Genomic DNA, 22583 nt, shown 5'->3' with positions numbered 1-22583 from the left:
CCTCGCAGGCACAAGCCTGTTACAGGTTGTTGTGTGCAATAAAAATGGGCAGGTCAACGGTGCGGATAAGGCCTTCGGCGGCACTGTGGCTAAAAAAATTGGATAACTGGCTTCGGCCATACGACCCCATAACAATGAGCAGGCCTGCCCGCATAAAAAAGAACGAAAGAAGTTCGTCTTTCGCACGGCCGGCAAGGGCCTGGAAGTGAACGACCGGGTAGTGCGCCTGGAGCCAGCTCATGATGCGGCGGTGGTCTTCGCCAAATTCTTCTTTTCCGGTTTTATTCACTTCAAGCAACAAGGCTTTTTTGGTTTGGAAAGAAGGCAGCAGGTAGGTAAACTGCTTCATGGCAAAGACGGCAGAAGCACTGCCATCGTAACAAAAAACAACTTCATCGAAGGCAGAAAATTTGTCCGGCGACAGGAGCACCGGGCATTCGGCGCCGGCCAGGATCTCTTTGACAAAATGCGAAGGCAACTGCTCGGTGCCCTCGTAAAAATCGAGGTGGGGATCGATGATGAGCAGGTCGGCAAAACGGCTTTCGAACAGGGTTTCCTGGATCGGCTCACCCTTGTCGAGATAGGTTTCTGTCTGCACATTCTGCCGGGCACATTCCTGTACAAAAAACCGGATGGACTGGTCTGTATCTGTGGCAACGGCAACCGTATCCGGCTGCTGCGAAGACGTAAAATACGATTCCGATGATGACTCTTTTTTCGCGGAAGGCTCGAAAAGGTTTTCGATGAACAGCCCGACGATTTTTGCCTTTTCCATCGTAGCAATGCGACAGGCAAAATCAATGGAGGCCACATCGGGTTTATGGGCATTGAGGAGAAGGACAATCTTTTCCATTTTCCTTTTTCCGTAAAGGTAGACCGGCAAAAGAGCGGTGGCCATGACGGGGATTAGGGCAAGGGATGACGGTGGTTAAATACCCAGCCTGTAGCGACACGCCGCGGCGTGTCGCTACAGGTTTCACCGGCAAAGAAAAATGGCATGTGTTGCCACATGCCATTTCAAAAAACCATAGAATTATTTCGGGCTATAAAGCTGTTTGCATTGTGTTGCAGCCGGTCTTTTATTTTGCCCGGAACCGTACGGCCGTCAGGGCAAAGTTGCCTTCCTCCTGCGGGTTCAGCACGTTGCTCACAAAATAAAGGTTGTGCATTTTTCCATCCGTCACGGGTTCCATTTTTACCGGAACTACTGCACGGTAACCACCCGTTGTCTTTGCGCCTTTGTTGCCGGGCGGAACGGTTCCCTCCCCGATCTTTTTGCCCGTGGGACTATCGAGGCGAAGCTCGAACGTGTAGCCGTATTTCGGCGCCTTGTCGCCTCCTGCCTGCAGCTCCACAATAGAAACGTTGGTCAGATCGATGCTGTCGAGACTAAAGGAGGCCTTGTTTTTCGGCACCAACAAAAAGAGCATTCCGTTAAAGGCCTGCTTCGACATGCCTTCCAGGTGGTGAGCATACGCAACACTGACCTTGCTGTTCTTTAAAGCGACCGAGGTATTGCCGGTCAGCGGCTTTGTGCCCGCCGTACCCTTATCGGTATAGCTGGCGGAGACCACCAATACACCGTCGTCTTTCGGCGCCTTGGCCAGCGTGGGTTTTAAGGTACCGCTGACGGGCAGCGATTGCGGCTTTTGCCCTTCGGCAGCCAGCGACAACACCCAGGTCACGATCTGGTGGGCATCGCCTTCCGGCAAATTCGGGTGCGCCGGCATGGCGGTTTCACCCCACACACCTGAACCTCCTTTGATAATTTTGTTGACCAGGTGCGAAACGGCATCGGGATTCTTTTGGTAGCGTTGAGACACGGCCGTGTACGCAGGGCCGATGGATTTTTCCGCTTCTTTATGACAGCTCTTGCAGTCCAGCGATTCCATGAGGCTGCGTCCTGCCATGGCCTCCGACATAACCTGGTGGCCCATCGAAGCGCCGGCCTTGTCGTAGCCTTCCACGTAATCGGCCGAGACCCAAATGTTTTTTGGATCGGCTGTTGCCGACGGGTCGTCCCTGTCCGTTACCTGCACGGCATAGTTAACCGGCTGATCGGGGAAATAAAAAGATTGGTTTCCTTTAATATCGATGTCAACAACCGGCGCTTCGTTTCCGGCATAAACCTGCACGGGAACACTCTTTGAAGCAGCGCCCTGCTTGTCTTTTACCACTACGGAAATGGCATAATCACCAGCACTGCTGAAGGTGTGCTCCAGCCGTGGCACTTTAGTTTCTGTTACAGTATTGCCGATGTGCCACTCGTATGTCATCGGATCGTTTTCGGGGTCTGATGCATGGACGGTTGCCACCAGTTTGAACGGCAGATCACCAGAGGTTTTGTCTACATCCAATCCAGCCACTAAGGGCGCACGGTTGCCGCCGTTGTAATCGATCCGTGACAGGCCCGCATCGGGGTTTTTGCTGAACCACCCGGTGCCATACTCCAGCATATAGATTTTCCCGTCTGGTCCCACTTCCATGTCGATCACGTTATTCAGCTTGGTGTGCTGCATGAAAGGCTCCATTTTGTCGAAGTCACCGTTGGGCAACATCGTCACGGCTTTGATCCAGCCGCGGATCCAGTCGTAGATAAACAGCTTGTTGTTATAGTAATCGGGCAGCCGGGTTTCTTTCGGGAACATGTCGGTGTAGTAAACCGGGCCGGCCATGGCATTGCGGCCACCGCTGCCCACTTGCGGAAAGTCAGGAGAATCGCCGTAGGGGTACCAAATAAATGCCGGTTGTGCCGGTGGCAGGTTTTGCATGCCGGTATTGTTGCGGGACGTGTTGACCGGTTTGGCCGGATCAAAGAATTGCCCGGCGGCCCCGGTGTTGAAATCAAATTCGCGGTAAGCAAAGTTGTTCCCGATAAAGAACGGCCAGCCAAAAAAGCCGGCCTTGCGGGCCTGGTTCACTTCGTCGTATCCGCGGGGGCCTCTTACCGCCAGGCTGTCCTTGCCGGCGTCGGGACCCACTTCACCCCAATAGAGGTAGTTATTTTTCTGGTCGATGGAAATGCGATAGGGATTGCGGTCGCCCTGCACGTAAATCTCGGGACGGGTGCCCGGCGTGCCCTTCGCGTAAAGGTTGCCTGCGGGAATTTCATAACTGCCGTCTTCCTTTACACGGATGCGCAGGATTTTTCCGCGCAGGTCATTGGGGTTGCCGGCGGTGCGGCGGGCATCGTATTGCGCATGTCCCGGGCGGTCGTCGAGTGGTGCATAGCCGCCATTGGGATGCGGTTGCTTGGGCTCGTCGAACGGCGTGGAGTTGTCGCCGGTGGAAACGTAGAGAAGGCCGTCCTTGTCGAAGGCAATCGAGCCGCCGGTGTGGCAGCAGATCTCACGGTCCGAATGGAACTGCAACACGACCTTTTCGGAAGCCGAGTCGATCCTGTCGTTCTCGAATTTGAAACGCGACAAGCGGTTCACCGATGTATCGATGGGGCTGTAGAACACATAGACATAATGGTTCTTGGCAAAATTCGGATCGGCTTTCAGTCCCAGCACGCCTTCTTCAGCATTTACGCCGGGAGTGTTGGTTTTCCAGTATACGTTGAGAAAGCCGGCGGGTTTCAGGATGGAGTCGCCTTTTTTGTACAGCATGATCTCGCCGCGGCGCTGCGCAATGAGAATGTCGAGGTTGGGCAAAACGGTCATTTCGGTTGGTTCAAACAACTGCCCGGTAACCAGCATGGTTTTCGCAAAGCGGTTTTCTTCCGGCACCCTGGCTGTTTTGGCTTTGTCGTAATCCAGTTTTTTGTTGTCGCCGATGGCATATTGAATCCCACCCAGCAAGTGCTTCAGGAAAAGGTCTTCGCGAAATGTTTCTTTTGTATGACCTAGGTTGGTATACCAGGAGCGGCCGCCATCGAAATCGTGGTACCAGGCCATCGGGTGGTTGCCGTTCATGTAGCCACCTTTAAAGCTGCCTTCATCCACTTTTATCAACACGTTGACGGTGCTGTCCATTTTTTTAAACGAATAAAACTCGTCGGTGTGTTTCCATTGTTCCGGCAGGTCTTTGGTAGAAACATGATTTTTGTTCACCACCTGTAGTGTGCCGGGTTGCACGTTCGGAAACGAATCACGGATCCCCGGGTGGGTCAGGAAATAACCGCCCACCAACCGGCCGTACCAGCCCCAGTCGTATTCGGCGTCGGCCGCGGCATGGATGCCTACAAAGCCGCCACCGGACTGTATGTAACGTTCGAGGTCCGCTTCCTGGTAGTTGTTGAGCACATCACCCGTTGTGCTTAAAAACACAACGGCGGAATAATTTTTCAGGCTGTCTTCGGTGATCCAGTCGGCGTTGCTGGTGGTGTCGACGGAAAACTTGTTCTGGCTTCCCAGTTTTTGAATAGCGGCAATGCCATCAGGAATGGACTCGTGATGGTACCCGGCCGTTTTGCTGAAAACAAGAATGCGGGGATTACCCGAGCGTTTGGAACACGATGAAATGGCCACGAGCAAAACCAAAAGCCATGCGAATGGTTGTAGAAGTTTCGGAAATCGTTTCATGTTTGTTGAGCGTTTAAAGAACAAGGGCACTAAAAACTTTGGAGAATGGTTCACTGTTTTTTTACAGTGGTGGATTGCAATCGCCAGTCGTTACGGAAATACCTCTTGCTGTCGCGTACTAAACTACTTGTTTTTTTTAAACTACCATCCTTTACTGCCAGTGCTTTTGCAAGCATCAATCCTGTACGCCGTCTTTCCGTTGCACCGGAACAAAATAAAAGCGGGCCGACAACACAAACGTTTCGTCGGCCCGCTTTTATTTTTTGGTTACCAATTGCCTATTCCGCAGCAGCCGGGATGGTAATTTTCTCGATGTTGGCGCCGCGGCAAAGTGCATTGAAATCGGCCACCTTTTTTTGCAGGCCGGCGTATTCATTTTTCAGCGGCTGCCATTGGGCATTCAGTTCGGCAAGCCGTTGCTTTTGACCGGTGGTCACGTCCGGGATGTTGGTGTCCATCTCCCCTCGCAGGAAAATGTAGTCGGCGCTCAGCATGTTCACAAAGTTGATGATGTCATCATTGCTTTGCGCTTTGGGCTGCACCAGCTTTTCTTCCCAGGCCGTAATGTCTTTCACCAGCTTTTTGCCGTTGTCGATCACGTTTTTGTACGCCACCGTGTCGGTCAGCAAGGCCACCAGGTCCGTGACCTGTTTGCGCACCACCCGCATCTGGTTCACGTCATTATGTATCTCACCGATCTTGCTGTCCACTTCCGACAGTGTTTGCTGCTGCGCCGCGTAGGCTGCAGCGGTTGCATTGATGCGCGGATCGGGTAGTACGCTGATCGTTGTTGTCTGCTCTTCGTTGTTTCGCTTCAGGCGGGCCGTGTACGTGCCGGGAGCCACTTTGCGGCCTTCATAGCTGCCTTCGATGAAGACATTGGGTACACCGGGCAACGTGGCATAACGCAGGTCCCACACAAAGCGGTTCAACCCTGGTTTGTTCGGCAACAACGGGTCGGCTTCCGGGCCGCCGGGAAAGGCAACGAATTTCGGATCGGCCTTGGTGGAATATTTGCGAACGAGAGCGCCTTTGTCGTCCAGGATCTCCAGCGTCAACTTTGCTGAATCCGGCTTTGCCGGCAAAATATAATACAGCGAAACACCCGATGTGGGGTTGGTACCTGCATTGCCCATCACAGGAGCATCATCATCTTCTTCCCGCACCACATCCAGCGCACTGCGGCCCGAAACACGATAGGCATCGGAAGGCTTTAGCAGGGCAAACAGTTTTGTCGTATCGCGACCCACCATCTGCCGCAACACGGACAGGTCATCCAGGATCCAAAACGCACGGCCCATGGTGGCGGCAATCAGGTTGCCCTTGTGCACCTTCAGGTCCGTGATGGGTGTAACAGGCAGGTTCAGTTGCTGCTGTTTCCAGTGGCGGCCACCATCATACGATACGTAAAAACCTGTTTCGGTGCCGGCATAGAGCAGGTCTTTGCGCACATCGTCCTCGCGGATGCAACGGGTGTATGCACCGTAGGGGATGCCGTTGTTGATAGCCGTCCATGTTTTGCCGTAATCGGTCGTCTTGTACAAAGCCGGTGTGAAGTCGTTGAACTTGTAGCGTGTGGTAGCGATATAAGCAGTGCCTTTGTCGTGTGGCGAAACCTCGATGCAGTTGATTAGCCGCTCACTGAGTCCGGCCGGCGTGACGTTGTTCCAGGTTTTGCCGTTGTCCCGTGTCAGGTACACCAGGCCGTCATCGCTGCCGGTCCAGATCACGCCTTTTTCGTAGGGCGATTCGACTACATATGCAAGCGTTGCATAGTTCTCACCACCGGCGCCTTCGTTGGTGTACGGCACGCCGCTCATGCCCATTTTGGCCGTGTCGTGCCGGGTGAGATCGGGTGAAATCACGTCCCAGTTAAGGCCCCTGTCCCTTGTGCGGAACAGGACATTGCCGCCGTGATAGAACACTCCCGTATCGCTGGGCGAATGCACGATAGGTGCGTTCCAGTTGAACCGGTATTTCATGTTTTTGGGCTGCAGGCTTTGGTACTGCACCGGTGCCGCCATCACGCCCTTGCCTTCGTTCAACTGCTGGTCCAGCACTTCGATGGTGCCCTGGTAGCTGCCGCCCATCACGTAGCGCGGATTGTCGGGGTTAAAGGCCAAAAAGGCGCTCTCGCCACCGGCCGAAGGCGCCCAGTTGCGTTCACTGATATTGAAGCCGGAAAGATTGCGGCTGGCGATCATCACCGAGGTGTTGTCCTGCTGGCCACCGTATACGTTGTACGGGAACTTGTTGTCGGCATTGACGCGATAGAACTGGGCCGTGGGCTGGTTCATTTGCGTCGACCAAGTTTTGCCGGTATTGAAGCTCACGGCTGCACCACCGTCGTTGGCGATGATCATGTTTTTGCCATTGAGGGGATTGATCCAGAGCTGGTGGTAGTCGCCATGTGTACCACGGATATTGGTCCATGTTTTTCCCCCGTCAGCCGAACGCAGGCCGGGAGAGTTGAACACATACACCACGTTTTCGTTTTGCGGGTCCAGGGCGATCTCGATGTAATACCAGGCCCGTTGCACCAGGCGGTGGTCTTTGCTGATGCGGTTCCAGCTTTTGCCGGCGTCGTCGCTCACAAACAGGCCACCCTGTTCCTTTTGCGTATCACTTTCGATAAGGGCATAGACTTTTTCGCCGTTAGCACGACTGACCGCGATAGCCATCTTGCCTTTTTCGGCCGGCAGGCCCTTTGTCAGTTTTGTCCAGGTTTCGCCGCCATCCGTTGATTTGTACAAATTGCTACCGGGCCCTCCGCTGCGGATTTCCCAGGGCAGGCGACGGTGATCCCACATGGCGGCATACAGGATACGCGGATTGTTCATGTCCATGCTCAGGTCTGCACAACCGGTGTTTTCATCCACGTACAAAATCTTTTTCCAGGTTGTTCCACCATCCGTTGATTTGTAAATGCCGCGTTCTTCGGACGGGCCATGCAGCGCACCTTGTGCTGCTACGTACACGACGTCGGGGTTGGATGGATGTATGCGAATGGCCGCAATGTGGCGGGTAAGGGCAAGCCCCATTTTCTTCCAGGTTTTACCGGCATCGGTCGATTTGTAAACGCCATCGCCATAGGAAGTCATCACACCGCGTGGTGCATGTTCGCCCATGCCTACAAAGACCACGTTCGGATCGCTTTCACTCACCGCGATGGCGCCCACGGAGCCCGTGGTAAAAAAACCATCCGAGATGTTTTGCCAGTTGGCGCCGGCATCAACCGTTTTCCAGACGCCGCCGCCGGTAGTGCCCATGTAATAAACAAGTGGATCATGCACCACGCCGGATACGGCCACCGAACGGCCACCACGGAAAGGCCCGATGTTGCGCCACCGCAAGGCCCGCAGGCTGGAGTCGGTTTCGGCCGGTGAGGAAATGGTTGGCAAGGGTTGTGTTTCTTTTTTCTTCCCAGGCTTTTGCTGCGCCTGCAGTTGGAAAAGGGAAAGAAGCAATGTGGAGAGAAAAACAATTTTTTTCATGTACAGTTGATTGGATGGTTTGAAGATAGGGAGAGATGAACATCCGTCCGCCAGATATTCCCCAGAGGCAAGGAAGCCGCCTTGCGGTCAAGGGCAATTTGTGTTTCGATCAATCCCTTTCAACGGGTCGTTGTCAACTGATAGTTTATGTACAGTGGCTGCGCATGCGGATATCAAATACCCAGCGCAAAAGCGGATAAACGAAGGCGTCATTGCAATTAACAAACTGCACCAATTCAGGCCGACATATCCATCTGACTCTTGGCGCAATCGACCTGTTTTTTTGCCGCGATTCTACCTTATTTATTTTGTGGTTAAGTGGTATGTTTGAACACTAACAAATCAATGATCTCAACTATGGCACGCATCAATCCTCACATTAATTTCAACGGAAACGCCGAAGAAGCGTTCACCTTTTACAAATCAGTATTTGGCGGAGAGTTTGCAAAGGTTATTCGTTTCAAAGACCTTGCAAGTTCCGGGTTCCCGGTAGAAGAAAAAGAGCAGGACAAAATTCTACACATTGCTTTACCTATCGGTAAAAACAATCTGTTGATGGCGAATGATGTCCCGGAAAGTATGGGACGAACAAACGAAAATGAGAACAGAAGCAAAATCGCAATCAGTGCGGAAAGCAAAGAAGAAGCAGACAAACTATTTAATGGCCTTTCGGTAGGAGGACAAATAGAAGGCCCGATTGGTGACAGTCCCTGGGGTTCCTATTTTGGATGCTTTAGAGACAAATACGGTATTGAATGGATGGTGGATTTCGACCCAAAAAATACAGCGGAAAAATAGGGACGAAAAAAACGAAGCCTGCATGGTAACTGGAAGGCAGGGCTGACACAAGTAATTGACCATTTGAACTTCTACCTGCATTTGTGGATGATTCCGTCGGACGGTTGTCAAATGCCCTGCCATCGCCATGAACCGCCAAAAAACTTCTCAGGACGACCGGAACCAATTGCAAACTCTATCTATACAAACTGTATGACGAACAACAAGCTGGACATAAAACTTAGGCGAACAGAAGTTTCAGACTTAGACAATCTCTTTCAGTTTCAACTGGACAAAGAAGCAGGCTACCTGGCTGCATTTACACCTAAGGACCCAACAGACAAATCAGCATACTTAACCAAATACACAAAGTTGTTGAGCGACCCGGCAATAAACAACCAGACAATCATTATCGACAATCGAATAGCCGGAAGTATCGCGAAGTTTGTAATGGACGGCGATGCCGAAATCACCTATTGGATAGACAGGAACGTTTGGGGCCAGGGAGTTGCAACAAAAGCGCTAACAGACTTTCTTGCCATTGAAACTACCAGACCGATTTTTGGACGCGTTGCGTTTGACAATATTGGGTCACAAAAAGTTTTGGAAAAATGCGGGTTTGTCAAAATCGGTTCCGACAAAGGTTTTGCAAATGCACGCGGGGAAGAAATTGAAGAATTTATCTATAAACTGACCTGACCACCGAACAACTGATAAACACGCTACGAGATCATATTGCCAAGAACGCCGCTGACAGCATTCTCCCGGCAAACGGAATGCGCCTGCTTTCATAACCCTATTAAGCGGTGGTACGGAAATCCCTGCCTTCGCTTGGAAGAATTTCGAACGATTTTCCCACTGCGACAAGAGAGAGAGTCGATACACCAACCTAAAACAAGGATACTTTGTCCGCCTGTCTCCTAATCGTCAGGGAAAAATAAGCAGGCTACTTTCACACTATTGTGCTTAATCCGATTGCCCGTTTGCCGCAACGCGGCGGCCTTTCTTTTGGAGGTAATACATCAACAGGTAGGCAAAGAGCATGCTGACGACAAGTTCCTGGCTTTTCATGTCGGCAACCCGTTCGTTCATAAGCAAATCAACGAGCGGTTTGATGATGACCAGCAGAACGGCCGTGACAAAGGCCCACGCCATCGCTTTTCGGCGAATGACCATTGTCGTTTCATCTTCCACCCTGTCCTTTGCCAGGGCAACCAGGAGCAGGCCAAGGATAAAAGCATTCATCGTGAGCAATCGAAAAAATTCCTTGTTTGCCGGCTCTATCGCAACATGCAGGATTTTGACGATAGCGGCAGGAACAAAGGCCAGCAGCATCACGGCAAGTCCTACTTTCTTGCAATAAAAAGGTAACAAACCGGCTTCACCGGGTTTTTGTTTTTTCATGTTGTAATCATTATGTCCCGGTGGCAAGTATAGTTTACAGCGGCCATTTATCAAATTCCCGGGTAGAAAACGGCGCACCGGTTGATACGACATTGCTGCCGCCTGGATGAAATGCGAACACTGTGCTGCATGGTAAAGGTTCTTCCCAATACCTTATTTCGTTTGCGCTCCTTTCTTGATGAAAGGCGTTGTAGCAACCGGAACCAAGACGACTGAGGAAAGTCTTTCCTATCTGCTGGTCCGCGCCGTTCGCCGCATCGAACGGCGCTGCCGCTGCGCAATATCGTATCTTAGTAAACAGGCGCCTTTTCCAACGCTGACACTTTACCCGCATTCAAAATTTGCTTATGCAACGAGGTTTGCTTTTACTGACCCTACTTTCTTTTCTTGTGCTTTGCTTCAAGACAGGATACGGTCAGCCTGGAACTTCTACGGCTTCAGGAAAAAAATGGTGGAAGGAGGCGATCGTTTACCAGGTCTATCCCCGCAGCTTCCAGGACAGCGACGGCGACGGCATCGGCGACCTGAAAGGCCTCCTTTCCCGCCTCGATTATTTGAAAAGCCTGGGCATTACGGCTGTCTGGCTGAACCCTATTTACAGCTCACCCAACGACGACAACGGCTACGACGTGAGCGACTACCGGAACATCATGAAGGATTTTGGAACGATGGCCGACTTTGATGCCCTGCTGAAAGGCCTGCACGACCGCGGGATCAAACTGGTGATGGACCTGGTGGTGAACCACAGCAGCGACGAGCACGAATGGTTCAAACAAAGCCGCAGTTCCCGGACCAGTCCTTACCGGGATTATTACCACTGGTGGAACGCAGAAAACGGCAAGCCGCCGTACCGTTACAGCCTGTTCGATGTGGCGCACGATGCCTGGAAATACGACTCGCTGACCAATGCCTATTACCTGCATTATTTCTCGCAAAAACAACCCGACCTGAAATGGGAAAATCCGAAGCTGCGGCAGGAGGTGTACGACATCATGCGGTTTTGGGCGGAAAAGGGCATCGACGGTTTCCGGCTGGATGCGTTCCAGTTTGTGGCCAAAGACACCACCTACCCGGCCTTCCCTGAAGGCTTTGAAAAGTCCTTTGTGCAGTACTACGCCATGCAGGGAAACCTGCACGGCTATTTACAGGAGATGAACAAGGAAGTGCTCAGCAAATACAACGTGATGAGTGTGGCGGAAGGCGCCGGCAATTCGTTCACCGATGCGCACAACCTGGTGGATGAAAACCGTCGCGAGCTGAACATGGCTTACGCCTTTGAAGGCGTTGATATTGCCAAACCCGCAGGCTACAGCCTTTTGCACTTCAAAGAAGTGTTCTCCCGCTGGGACAGCGCTTTTGCCCGGAGCGGCTGGCTTTCGGTCTTCCTGGCCAACCACGACCAGGCAAGGATGGTCAGCCGATTTGGAAACGACAGTCCAAAATTCAGGGAGGCTTCATCCAAACTGCTGAACACTTTCATCCTGACCATGCGGGGAACGCCGTACTGCTACAACGGCGACGAGTTGGGCATGACCAATGCCGGCTTTGAAAAGATTGATGATTTCAGGGACGTGCAAACGCTCAACGAATACCGACATGTGAAAAATACAGGCGGTGATGTACAGGCGCTCTTCCGGCGCCTGCAGGCTACAAGCCGTGACAACGGGCGAACACCGTTTCAGTGGGACAGCAGTGCCAATGCCGGCTTCACAACCGGCAAACCCTGGATCAAAACAGCTGCCAATTACCGTCGCATCAATGCCGCTTCGCAGGAAGCGGATCCCAACAGTTGTCTCAATTATTTCCGACGCCTGGTACAACTGCGGAAAGAAAACACAGACGTTCTCGTTTATGGCAATTATACACTGCTGGATAAAACCAACCCTGCCGTGTATGCCTATACAAGAAAAGACGAAGGGCAAACAATGTTGATCGTCCTGAACTTTTCCTCCGCGAATGCACAGACCAGGCCTGGGCTCAATCTTTCCAGGGCGAAACTGCTTTTGTCCAACTACAAAGAAGCGCCACTGGTTGGTAAAGAAAAAACAACACTGATATTGAAACCTTACCAGGCCGCGGTGTACAAATTATAACCGGGCTGGGTACACTGTTCGTTTCGAACAGCATCTTACTGAAAAAGAGTCTGCCGTTTATTTACCCGGCATTTTGCAAGTCTTCTTTTTGGGTGACCTCTTCCTGCAACAGGGCTCTTGTCCGCGGCAGGCATTGCGGGTACACGTCCACGATGCGCTGCAGTAATTGCTCGCGGATGTGACAACGTAGGTCAAAATTGTTGCCCGAAGACCGTGAACTGACGATCCCTCTGATTTCCATAACATCCTTGTTCAAACTGGTGATCACCACACCGGCGGTCTGCCCGTCCCACAACGGGTGGTCTTTGATGATCTGGTTGAATTCGTTGCGCACCCATTCCATCGGCAACGTGTAATCGGCATAGAAATAAACACTGCCGATGATCTCGGCCGTTGTGCGGGTCCAGTTTTGAAACGGCTTTTCCAAAAAATAATTGATGGGAAGAATCATACGACGGTTGTCCCAGATGCGTACGACTACGTAGGTCAGCGTCAGCTCTTCGATCTTGCCAAACTCGCCTTCCACGATCACTTCATCGTCGATGCGGATGGGCTGCGTAAACGCGATCTGGAAGCCCGCCAGCAAATTGGCCAGCGACCGCTGTGCCGCAAAGCCAATGATGATGCCGCCGATGCCTACGCCGGTCAGCAAACCCGTACCGATCTTTCGCAGCGTATCAAACGAAAGCAGCACGGCGCCGATGGCCAGGAGGATAATGATGCTGCTTGCCACCCGCCGGATGTAGATCAGTTGAGTCATGATCTGCCGTTGCCGCAGGTTGTCGCTGACGTTGATGTTGATCTTGTCGTGCACAATGTCCTGCGCTACCTTGATGCAGCGGATCAGCAACCAGGCAAAGCCAATGATCATGACGATTTCGCTTGCCCTGGCGATGTATTGCCGCACCGCAGAAGGCATTTGCAGCAGCGGGATCAGGGCATCAAAAAAAAAGAGCGGGATCAAAAACGCAACAGGACTGGAAAGGTGCCGCAGCAGCGACTGCACCAGGCTGAATTTCATTTCGGTCCCGGTCTTCTGGCGAATGAATAACCGGAGAAAAAAACTTACGGCGACACCAACCAGCAGTGCAGCAGCAATCAAAAGAAAGTTCCAGACATACGGATTCAGGTTCCATTGCCGCAGCAGGTCTGTCACAATTTTTTGCATGTGCTATCCGCAGCAAAAATTATACTTGCCTGTTAAATGCTAATGCCTGCCGGCTCCATTTTACCCGCCAAATAATAGCCCACACAGGCGATCTTCCGCACCGCTGTTTCGGTCAAAGTTTAAAAACGCCGGCAAATCGACCTTTATTCATTTGCCGGATTATCGTTGTCAGGACAAAGGGCAATGCCTTAAAAACACTCCTGCTCGTTCAGGATTTTCTTTTCAGGTAAAACCGGACAGGCCTCACAGGTTTCGAAAACCTGTGAGGCCTGTCCACCCGAAGAAGAACGGTGACGCAGCACTAGATTTAAACTTCCTTTTTTTGTTGCAGGAAATTGCTCTTTATGTGTTTATTTTACCTGCATGAAAACCTTTTCGTTTGAAAAGGGAAAGCAGTACATTCATCACCTTTATAAAAAAAACTACAGCTTGCATCATGAAACCCACTAACACAGGTCAATCAAACGCAAACATCAACAAAAGCGCCCTGTTTAACGGGAGTTGCTTTGCACTCATTACAACCGCCTTTACATTTTCCATCCGTGCCGGGATCCTCCCGCAATTGGGGGAAAGTTTCGGGCTTACAGCCGAACAGCTTGGATTCATCAACTCCATGTGGTTTTTAGGCTTCCCGATTTCCATGATTTTGGGCGGAATATTTTACCATACGATTGGTCCGAAAACGATTATGACCGTTGCCTTTTTCTGTCACACCGCCGGTATCCTGTTAACCATTTTTGCCGGTGGCTACAACACCCTGCTCATCTCCACGCTCCTGATCGGTGTGGGAAATGGCTGTACCGAGGCCGCCTGTAACCCGATGATCGCGGATATGTATTCGGGGGTAACCATGCAAAAAATGCTCGGCCGGTTCCACATGTGGTTCCCGGGTGGCATTTTGGTGGGTTCCCTCATCTCCTTCTTCATGACAAAGATGGGGGCAAGCTGGCAGGCTCAAATGTGGGTGACAATGATCCCGACTGTTGCGTATGCTGTTTTATTTTTCGGCAAGACGTTTCCAAAATCACACGTGGCCGAGGCGACCTCTTTCAAGGAGAACTTCAAGGCCATGGGAAGCCCGGTTTATATTTTCCTGTTCTGCTGCATGGCGCTCACCGCAATCACCGAGTTTGGCCCCAGTCAATGGGTTAGCATCGTGTTGGGTGCCAGTGGTGCCAACGCCATGCTCATCCTGGCGTTAACAAACGGCATTTCTGCTGTCGGCCGTTTTTTCGCCGGTCCGGTTGTGGGACGCCTGGGTCAAACGGGTGTTTTGCTGATGGGTGCTATTCTGGCAACGATCGGCATTTATTTGTTTAGCAGCGTCACGGGACCGATGGCCTACGTGGCGGCAATCGTCTATGCGCTTGGCATCTGTTATTTCTGGCCGGTTATGATTGGTTCGGTTGCTCACCGGGTACCCCGCAGCAGTGCATTGGGTATGTCCATCGTGGGTGGTGTCGGCATGTTTTCCACCTCTATCTTCCAGCCTATCATCGGTGGCTGGATTGATTCGGCCCGGGCCGCGAATACGGCCAAAGGCCTTTCCGGAACGGCATTGGAATTGGCCACCGGCCAACAGTCATTGATAAAGATGATGACCTTCCCTGCGATCCTGATCGTGGCGTTTATCATCTTCTTCATCTGGCAAAAAAATGCAAAGACCGAAGCGACGGAAAGTGAAATGACGATGGCTGTTCACTAACCCTTTCAATGATAAATTTCCAAAAAGGAGAAAGAATATCTGGTTTAGATATCCTTTCTCCTTTTTTGCTTTATTGCAAATGATGGTTTGAAATCGTTTCCATTTTTTTGGATCAACATGGGAATGCGGATAAGGCCGATGGAGCGGATCGACTTCTCCGATCCGTCCCCGCCAACATTTTCCTTCAAAAAAAGTTCGCTGCGGGAGACACATCGGGGAAGGTGATTAACATTTGCAACGGCTGAAATTTTCAATACGGCGAGGGACTGACACTCGTCCACCCACCGTCCACCACCAATGATTGCCCGGTGATGTGCCTGGCTTCGTCGGAGACGAGAAACAAGGCCGTAGCCGCAATGTCTTCGACACTGGCCGGCCGGCCCATGGGTGTAATGCGGGACCAGGTTTTTGTGTATGCCGGATCTTCCAGTGTCCGCTCGGTGGCCGTGGCGCCGGGAGCAATGGCGTTGACATTGATCCGGAAAGGCGAAAGCTCAATCACAAGGTTTTTGGCGAGCATCTCGATGGCGGCTTTGGTCATGCCATAAGCCGCCAGGTTTTTGTGCGCCTGGTGGCCCGTCACGGAGGACATGAACAGCAAGGTGCCGCCACTCTCCTGCATTTTCATTTGATTGGCAGCCGCCTGCGCCAGGAAAAACGTACCGCCCAAATTCACCTGCAGCACACGAAAAAAATCATCGGGCCTGTAGGCAAAGAAATCACCGAACAGCGTAATGCCGGCATTTGCCACAACGATATCTAACCGCCCAAAATGAGAAGCGGCTGTTTCCACCAGCTGATGGATGATCGAAAGATCGCTTGAATCCCCTGGTACCGGAAGGCAAACCCCACCGCTGGCCGTAATTTCTTCTGCAGCTTTCGTTGCCAATGCTTCGTCCAAATCATTGACAATAACCTTCGCCCCGGCCTTTGCGAGTTTTTTGCAAATCGCTAAACCTATGCCTTGCCCGGCTCCGGTGACAATGGCTACTTTCTCCTTGAGCATCATACGTCCTTGTTGTTAGGAAATGAGAAAAATCGTTTCGTTTGTTATTCAAAATTCTTAGTGCGAATCCTTCGTCACCTCGCTTCCTGAGCGGCCTCGCAAAAAATCGAAATCGGCGCCCAAATGCGCCCCCTCCACGTGTTGCTGGTAAAGCTGCACATAGCCCCTGCTCACCCCATTCGTCCGTTGTTTTTGAGCCTGTTTCCGGACGGCAATTTCTTCCTCCGGAACATTCAGTTGCAGCAACCGCCGGTGCACATCAAGAATGATCTCATCGCCGTCCTGCACTATGCCCAGCGTTCCGCCATCCGCCGCTTCGGGGGAGACGTGCAGCACAACAGTACCAAAGCCGGTACCGCTCATGCGCCCATCCGAAATGCGCACCATGTCCGTCACGCCTTTGGCCAGCAGCTTCGCCGGCAGTCCCATGTTGCCGACTTCCGGCATGCCGGGATAGCCCTTTGGTCCCACATTCTTTAATACCAATACGCTGGTTTCGTCCACGTCAAGATCCGGATCATCAATGCAGGCTTTATAGTCGTCGATGTCTTCAAAGACCACCGCACGCCCCCTGTGTTGAAGGAGCGAGGCTGAGGCAGCCGAGGGCTTGATGACCGCACCGTTTTCGCAAAGGTTTCCTTTCAACACCACCACACCCGACAAGACGTTGAATGGCTTGTCCATGCCGGTGATGATGTTGGTATCGTAACATTCGGCCGTTGCAAAATTCTCCCCTACTGTTTTGCCATTCACGGTCAGGCAATCCCTGTGCAGGTGCGGCAGCAATTCTTTGATGACAACCGGCAGGCCCCCTGCATAATACAGGTCTTCCATAAAATAAGCCCCCGATGGCTGCAGGTTGGCCAACAGGGGAATGCGGGCCGACAGGGTATCAAAGTCCTCGAGTGCGAGGTCAACGCCAATGCGTCCGGCAATGGCCAGCAGGTGAATGACGAAATTGGTGGACCCGCCAATGGCCGCGTTGACCATGATGGCGTTTTCAAACGCTTCCCTCGTTAAAATAGCCGACAGCCTGCGGTCTTCTTTCACCATGCGAACAATTTCGAAACCGGAACGTTGTGCCATAATCTTTCGTGCGGCATCCGGTGCCGGTATGGCGGCATTACCGGGCAGCGAAATTCCCAGTGACTCTACCATGCAGGCCATGGTGGAGGCAGTGCCCATCACCGCGCAATGGCCATCGCTGCGGCACATGCCGGCTTCGGCCAGCGTCATTTCCATATCGTCCATCTGCCCGGCACGATTGGCTTCCGAAAACCGCCAGATATCGGAGGTACTGATGCTTTTTCCCTTGTGCTTGCCCGTAAGCATGGGTCCGCCGGACACGACGATCGTCGGAAGGTCCACACTGCAGGCACCCATCACCAGCGAAGGCGTGGTTTTGTCGCACCCGCAGAGCAGTACCACGCCGTCCAGCGGGTTGGCCCGAATGCTTTCCTCCACGTCCATCGACGCCAGGTTGCGGTAGAGCATGGCCGTTGGCTTCATTAGCGTTTCGCCCAACGACATCACGGGAAATTCCACGGGGAATCCACCGGCTTCGTACACGCCTCTTTTCACGTGTTCGGCCAGGTCGCGGAAATGCGAATTGCACGGCGTGAGTTCCGACCAGGTGTTGCAGATTCCGATCACCGGACGGCCGTCGAAGGCATGCGAGGGAACGCCCTGCTTTTTCATCCAGGCCCGGTAAATGAACCCGTCTTTTCCCGTTCGTCCAAACCACCCGGCACTCCGTAATTTTTGCTCTTCCATGGTATTGCTTTCGTTGTGTCAATCTTGTAGTTGAAGCTGCAAGCCAAACGGCAGCGCCATGCATTGTTCTACCTGTTTAGCCGCATAGCAAGCTGTCGTTTCGTATGCGTTTCGCAAATGATCGCAGCAATCTTTCTTTCCCGGACAAGATAAATAATTTGATAGCAAGATGTTGGGATAGTAAGACAGAGAGACAATTTTCCGCCACCAATATCCAATATCCCAATATCGCAATATCCCACTGCCAGGCAGTTGAAAGGTGGATGGACACATCTTTTTCTTCCCTGCACTTCTCTTTGCGATCCTTTCTTATTTTAAAGCCGCAAACAATCTTTTCAAAAATGAACATTGTTGTAACGGATGGTTTTACGCTGAATGGCGGCGACCTGACCTGGGATGGAATTGCCCGCTTTGGTCCGCTTCACTTGCATGACCGGACGCCGCCGCACCTGATCGAAGAACGATGCCGCGAGGCAGAGATCATCGTTACCAATAAAACGCCGTTCAGCAGGGAAACCATTGCGAACCTGCCCAAGCTGAAATGCATTTGCGTCACCGCCACCGGCTATAACATCATTGACACGAAAGCCGCGGCGGAAAAAGGGATTGTTGTGTGCAATGTTCCCGGTTACGGTACGGCCTCTGTAGCCCAGCATGTGTTTGCCTTGCTGCTGGAACTGACCAACGCCGCGGGCCGGCACAGCACGTCGGTACGAAACGGTGACTGGAACCGGGCCGCCGACTGGAGCTATTCTTTGCAACCGATCATAGAGATCAGCGGTAAAACAATGGGCATTGTGGGCTTTGGCAATATTGGCCAGCAGGTGGGCCGCATTGCCGATGCGTTTGACATGAAGGTGATTTATTTCAACCCCAGGGAAAAGCAATCCGATATCGGTGAACAGCGGCCGCTGGAGGTTGTTTTTGAAGAAAGCGATGTCGTATCGCTGCATTGTCCACTGACGCCTGAAAATACCGGCATGGTCAACAAAGCGCTGCTGCAAAAAATGAAACCGACAGCGTATTTGATCAACACCGCCCGGGGTCCATTGGTGAACGAAGACGACCTGGCCGCTGCGCTCAATGAAGGCCTGATCGGCGGTGCTGCTTTGGATGTGTTGTCCACAGAACCGCCGACGGAAAAACACCGGGCTTTGATAGAAGCAAAGAACTGCCTCATCACGCCACACAACGCCTGGATGAGCCGCGAAGCAAGACAGCGGATCATGGAGATGACGGAGAAAAACATGCAAGCATTTTTAAACGGCTCGCCTGTCAACCGGGTTGCCTGACCAAACCGGAACAGTCATTTTTTATACGGTTCGTTTAACGTCAACATGCGTCCCACGGAAAAAGCAGTATGCGAAAGCAAGGATGCGGCCTGTTGAAACGCTTCTTCTTTTGGCATTGGCTGGTTGAGGATAGAGAAAGCAGCCGTCAAGCCGCAGGCCTTAATTTGTACTGGCGAAAGAGCCACCGTTCCACACAAGGCAATTACCGGCTTGCCGTGTTTAAGCCCCAAACGGGCAACAGCATCCACCAGTTTTCCATTTGCCGTTTGTTCATCCAGTTTGCCCTCTCCGGTCAACACCACGTCGGCCTCCCGAATGTGTTGCTCCGCCCCACTGAAGGAGAATGCCACCTGCGCCCCGCTGACGATCTCCGCGCCGAGAAAGGCCACACAACCGGCTCCGATACCACCGGCCGCACCACCGCCCCGGACCGACTCCACGTCTACGCCCTGCTGCTTTTTCAGGATACCGGCAAACCGTTTCATACCACTTTCCAGTTCGTTCACCATTTCTGGCGAAGCGCCTTTCTGCGGACCGTAAACCCGTGTGGCTCCCGCTGCTCCGGTGAGATAATTCGTGACATCGCAGGCCACCAGGAAGGCGCAGTTCCGCCATGTACTATTTTCGGGAGCAAGAATGGTATCGATGGCTGAAAGATTTTTGCCAACCGGCTTTACCTCTTTTCCGTTTTCATCAAGAAAGCGATAGCCCAGGGCTGCCGCCATGCCGGTGCCGCAATCGTTGGTGGCGCTGCCTCCTATACCGATAATGATTTTGCGGGCACCGCATTCCAGCGCTTTTTTGATCAATTGGCCGGTGCCATATGTTGTGGTTTCCGCACAGTTGTACTCGGAAGGTTTCAGCAAATGCAGACCCGAGGCCTGGGCCATTTCAACAAAGGCGGTTTTCGTATTTGCATCATACAAGAACGCGGCTTCCACCGGCCGGTAAAGCGGGTCGCAAACAATGTCTTTGATTTTTTCAAACGGGCGGTAATGTGCCAGCACGTCGGCGAGGCCATCCCCGCCGTCTGATAGCGGCAGCGCCGTCACGTTAAAATCCGGTGAAGCCAGCAAGAGTCCCTGGTGAATGGCTTCGCAAACAGCAAGGCTGCTTAGCGAGTGTTTGAATTTATCGGCAGCAATGACAACTTTCATGGCGGATGGACCAGGTGTCCTTTTGTTGCAAAATAGGCAAACGGCAGCGCACCGTGGAAAACTGTTGGAAGAAAATAAACCCGTGGTTGGATAATTTTCGTAACATAGTGCCGATAACCATTGCCATGCAACGAAGAAATTTTATTCAGCAATCCGCACTGGCCGGCGCAGCTTTTCTCACCCCGGCTTTTTCTTTTGCACACGTCAAAAAAACGTCTTTAGCCGAAAAGACGTTTCATCTTGATTATGCCCCACACGACGGTATGTTCCGGAACAGTGCCGGCGCCTCGTTCCTCGACCAGATCAAATTCAGTTACGACATGGGCTTCCGCGCCATCGAAGACAATGGCTTTATGGACCGCCCGGTCAAAGAGCAGGAAGCCATTGGCAGCCTGCTGGGAAAACTGGGCATGCGCATGGGCGTGTTCGTGGTGAACTTCGACCACTGGCCCGTGAAAACGTCGCTGGCTTCGGGTGACAAAGAATGGCGGGAAAAATTTTTGAAAGCCTGCCGCGAAGCCGTGGAAGCAGCCAAACGTTGCAATGCCAAATGGATGACCGTTGTTCCCGGCAACTATGAACGAAGCCTGCCTGCAGATTTTCAAACCGCCAACGTAATAGAAGCCCTGCGTCCTGCCTGCGATATCCTGGCACCACACGGCCTCGTGATGGTGCTGGAGGCGCTGAGTGATACACCGGATCTTTTCCTGCGCCACTCCGATCAAACCTTTGCCATTTGCAAAGCGGTCAACAGCCCTGCATGCAAGTTCCTGTTCGACATGTACCACATGCAGCGCAACGAAGGCAACATCATCAACAACCTCAAGGCCGCCTGGGACGAGATCGGCTACATCCAGATCGGCGACAACCCTGGCCGCAAAGAACCCGGCACCGGCGAGATGAATTACAAAAACATTTTCAAGTTCATTTACGAGAAGGGCTACAAGGGCGTTCTGGGGATGGAACACGGCAATGCCTACCCGGGCAAAGAAGGTGAGATGAAACTGATACAGGCGTACAGGGAGAACGATAGCTTTTTGTAGGAACCTTTTTGATATTGGATATTCGATATTATGATATTGAGATAGTGAGATATTGCTGAAAGCTACACGGCATTATTCCGTTTTCAATTTGACGACGTGTATTTGCATTGAAAGCAGCCACTAAAAATATCCAATATCCCAATATCTAAATATCCTATCATCGCATCACTTCTGCAGACCCTTCAGGTAAGCAAGACTTTGCGGCACCTGCTCCAACGACCGCGACGATTCATCTTCAATAAAAGCATAGCGGATGCCGATCTTTTTCGCGGCTTTCATCACGGCCGCAATATTGACGTTACCGGTACCCAACACGACATTGGTTTCCACATCTGTCTGGGCGGTTACGTTTTCCGGCGTACCGGGCTTGCGGTCTTTCAAATGCAGCAACAAAAAACGTTTGGGATAGTTGAGCAGCCAGGCGGCCGGGTCCTGGCCCGAATTTCTGAACCAGAAAACATCCATCTCGAAATTGGCATAAGCCGGGTTCATGTTTTTCAGCATGTAGTCGAACAAGGTGCCATTCGCATAGGGCTGAAATTCGTAACCGTGTGCATGGTAAACGAGTTTGAGTCCTTTTGCCGCCAGCAGCTTGCCGGCCTTGTTGAACACCGCTACCGCTTTTTTCGCATCGTCGAAGGTAAAGGTTGTTCCGTCGTGCGGCACCCAGGCACACATCACGTAGGTTGCGCCAAAAAAACGGGCTCCTTCCGCTATCTTTTCCGGCTGATCCTGCAGTTCTTTAAAGTCCGCACCGTAACTGACGATCTGCAGGTGGTTTTGCTGCAACAGGTTTTTGAATTCTTCTTTCGGCAGTTTGTAGGTTCCGCCGCCTTCAAGGTAGCGAAAGCCCATCTCGCTGATCTTTTTCAGCATGCCCGGAACGTCTTTGGGAATCTGGTCGCGAAACGTATACAACTGCAAACCAACAGGCATTTGCGCCCTGGCGGCAAGCACGAAACAAAATGACAGAAGCAGCGCAAACCGGTGCGCCTGGAAATGGTTGATTGAACGGATGGATCGCATAGCTGGAAGACTGTTTGCTCACCAATGTACAAAACAATTGTTTTGTTCCCGACTTCCCTTTTCGTTGTTCAATTGAAAAGCAACCGTCGGCCGGCCGGAAGCGAAACTTTTTTACATTT

General features: G+C 52.1%; 16 protein-coding genes. 7 read left to right on the top strand and 9 right to left on the bottom strand.

The features are described 5' to 3' along the window. Nucleotides 1-19 precede the first annotated feature (19 nt). Both D6024_RS18845 and D6024_RS18840 read right to left on the bottom strand, forming a co-directional pair. Nucleotides 20-853 carry a universal stress protein gene (locus D6024_RS18845; protein WP_162944873.1) on the bottom strand — a complete coding sequence of 278 codons (834 nt, stop codon included), beginning with the start codon at nucleotides 851-853 and terminating at the stop codon, nucleotides 20-22. 226 nt (nucleotides 854-1079) lie between these two features. Then, nucleotides 1080-4526, bottom strand: coding sequence for a ThuA domain-containing protein (locus D6024_RS18840; protein ID WP_121356304.1), 3447 nt, complete (start codon nucleotides 4524-4526; stop codon nucleotides 1080-1082). Between D6024_RS18840 and D6024_RS18835 the strand changes: the two genes are divergently transcribed. After that, nucleotides 4525-4830 (top strand): hypothetical protein, encoded by a 306-nt coding sequence (locus D6024_RS18835; RefSeq protein WP_121356303.1) that lies wholly within the window; start codon nucleotides 4525-4527, stop codon nucleotides 4828-4830. The genes D6024_RS18840 and D6024_RS18835 overlap by 2 nt on opposite strands. On the opposite strand, the gene D6024_RS18830 is transcribed toward D6024_RS18835, so the two are convergent. Next, the gene (locus D6024_RS18830; RefSeq protein WP_121356302.1) at nucleotides 4805-8020 is read right to left on the bottom strand and encodes a VPS10 domain-containing protein; all 3216 of its coding nucleotides are present in this window, start codon (nucleotides 8018-8020) and stop codon (nucleotides 4805-4807) included. The genes D6024_RS18835 and D6024_RS18830 overlap by 26 nt on opposite strands. Nucleotides 8021-8377: 357 nt before the next feature. Here D6024_RS18830 and D6024_RS18825 point away from each other — a divergent pair, with 357 nt between their 5' ends. Further along, a complete protein-coding gene (locus D6024_RS18825) occupies nucleotides 8378-8818 on the top strand; it encodes a VOC family protein (protein WP_121356301.1) in 441 nt (146 codons plus the stop codon). A 192-nt stretch (nucleotides 8819-9010) separates the two neighbouring features. Then, nucleotides 9011-9496 (top strand): GNAT family N-acetyltransferase, encoded by a 486-nt coding sequence (locus D6024_RS18820; protein WP_121356300.1) that lies wholly within the window; start codon nucleotides 9011-9013, stop codon nucleotides 9494-9496. Nucleotides 9497-9763: 267 nt separating this feature from the next. Here D6024_RS18820 and D6024_RS18815 read toward each other — a convergent pair whose 3' ends face one another. Further along, nucleotides 9764-10201 (bottom strand): hypothetical protein, encoded by a 438-nt coding sequence (locus D6024_RS18815; RefSeq protein ID WP_121356299.1) that lies wholly within the window; start codon nucleotides 10199-10201, stop codon nucleotides 9764-9766. A gap of 347 nt (nucleotides 10202-10548) precedes the next feature. Here D6024_RS18815 and D6024_RS18805 point away from each other — a divergent pair, with 347 nt between their 5' ends. Continuing rightward, nucleotides 10549-12294 (top strand): glycoside hydrolase family 13 protein, encoded by a 1746-nt coding sequence (locus D6024_RS18805; RefSeq protein WP_121356297.1) that lies wholly within the window; start codon nucleotides 10549-10551, stop codon nucleotides 12292-12294. Between the two features lie 61 nt (nucleotides 12295-12355). Here D6024_RS18805 and D6024_RS18800 read toward each other — a convergent pair whose 3' ends face one another. Further along, nucleotides 12356-13462, bottom strand: a complete 1107-nt coding sequence (locus D6024_RS18800) for a mechanosensitive ion channel family protein (RefSeq protein WP_121356296.1) — start codon at nucleotides 13460-13462, stop codon at nucleotides 12356-12358. A gap of 379 nt (nucleotides 13463-13841) precedes the next feature. On the opposite strand from D6024_RS18800, the gene D6024_RS18795 reads away from it, so the two are divergent. Continuing rightward, entirely contained in the window at nucleotides 13842-15167 is a 1326-nt protein-coding gene (locus D6024_RS18795) for an MFS transporter (protein WP_262670731.1), read from the top strand. Nucleotides 15168-15417: 250 nt separating this feature from the next. Here D6024_RS18795 and D6024_RS18785 read toward each other — a convergent pair whose 3' ends face one another. Both D6024_RS18785 and D6024_RS18780 read right to left on the bottom strand, forming a co-directional pair. After that, nucleotides 15418-16176, bottom strand: a complete 759-nt coding sequence (locus D6024_RS18785; protein WP_205573321.1) for an SDR family NAD(P)-dependent oxidoreductase — start codon at nucleotides 16174-16176, stop codon at nucleotides 15418-15420. Nucleotides 16177-16230: 54 nt separating this feature from the next. Further along, nucleotides 16231-17946 carry an IlvD/Edd family dehydratase gene (locus D6024_RS18780; RefSeq protein ID WP_121356293.1) on the bottom strand — a complete coding sequence of 572 codons (1716 nt, stop codon included), beginning with the start codon at nucleotides 17944-17946 and terminating at the stop codon, nucleotides 16231-16233. A 341-nt stretch (nucleotides 17947-18287) separates the two neighbouring features. Here D6024_RS18780 and D6024_RS18775 point away from each other — a divergent pair, with 341 nt between their 5' ends. Then, on the top strand, nucleotides 18288-19238 hold the full coding sequence (locus D6024_RS18775) for a D-2-hydroxyacid dehydrogenase (RefSeq protein WP_121356292.1): 951 nt from the start codon (nucleotides 18288-18290) through the stop codon (nucleotides 19236-19238). 14 nt (nucleotides 19239-19252) lie between these two features. Here D6024_RS18775 and D6024_RS18770 read toward each other — a convergent pair whose 3' ends face one another. Beyond that, on the bottom strand, nucleotides 19253-20395 hold the full coding sequence (locus D6024_RS18770) for a glycerate kinase (protein WP_121356291.1): 1143 nt from the start codon (nucleotides 20393-20395) through the stop codon (nucleotides 19253-19255). A gap of 125 nt (nucleotides 20396-20520) precedes the next feature. Between D6024_RS18770 and D6024_RS18765 the strand changes: the two genes are divergently transcribed. Then, a complete protein-coding gene (locus tag D6024_RS18765; protein WP_121356290.1) occupies nucleotides 20521-21438 on the top strand; it encodes a hydroxypyruvate isomerase family protein in 918 nt (305 codons plus the stop codon). A gap of 165 nt (nucleotides 21439-21603) precedes the next feature. On the opposite strand, the gene D6024_RS18760 is transcribed toward D6024_RS18765, so the two are convergent. Next, nucleotides 21604-22464 (bottom strand): sugar phosphate isomerase/epimerase family protein, encoded by an 861-nt coding sequence (locus D6024_RS18760; protein ID WP_121356289.1) that lies wholly within the window; start codon nucleotides 22462-22464, stop codon nucleotides 21604-21606. Nucleotides 22465-22583: the final 119 nt, after the last annotated feature.

Origin of the sequence: Flavisolibacter nicotianae, assembly GCF_003628535.1 — a bacterium.
GTDB lineage: Bacteria > Bacteroidota > Bacteroidia > Chitinophagales > Chitinophagaceae > Flavisolibacter > Flavisolibacter nicotianae.
Note: the sequence above shows the minus strand (reverse complement) of the source record. Positions and strands in the feature narration are given on the sequence as shown.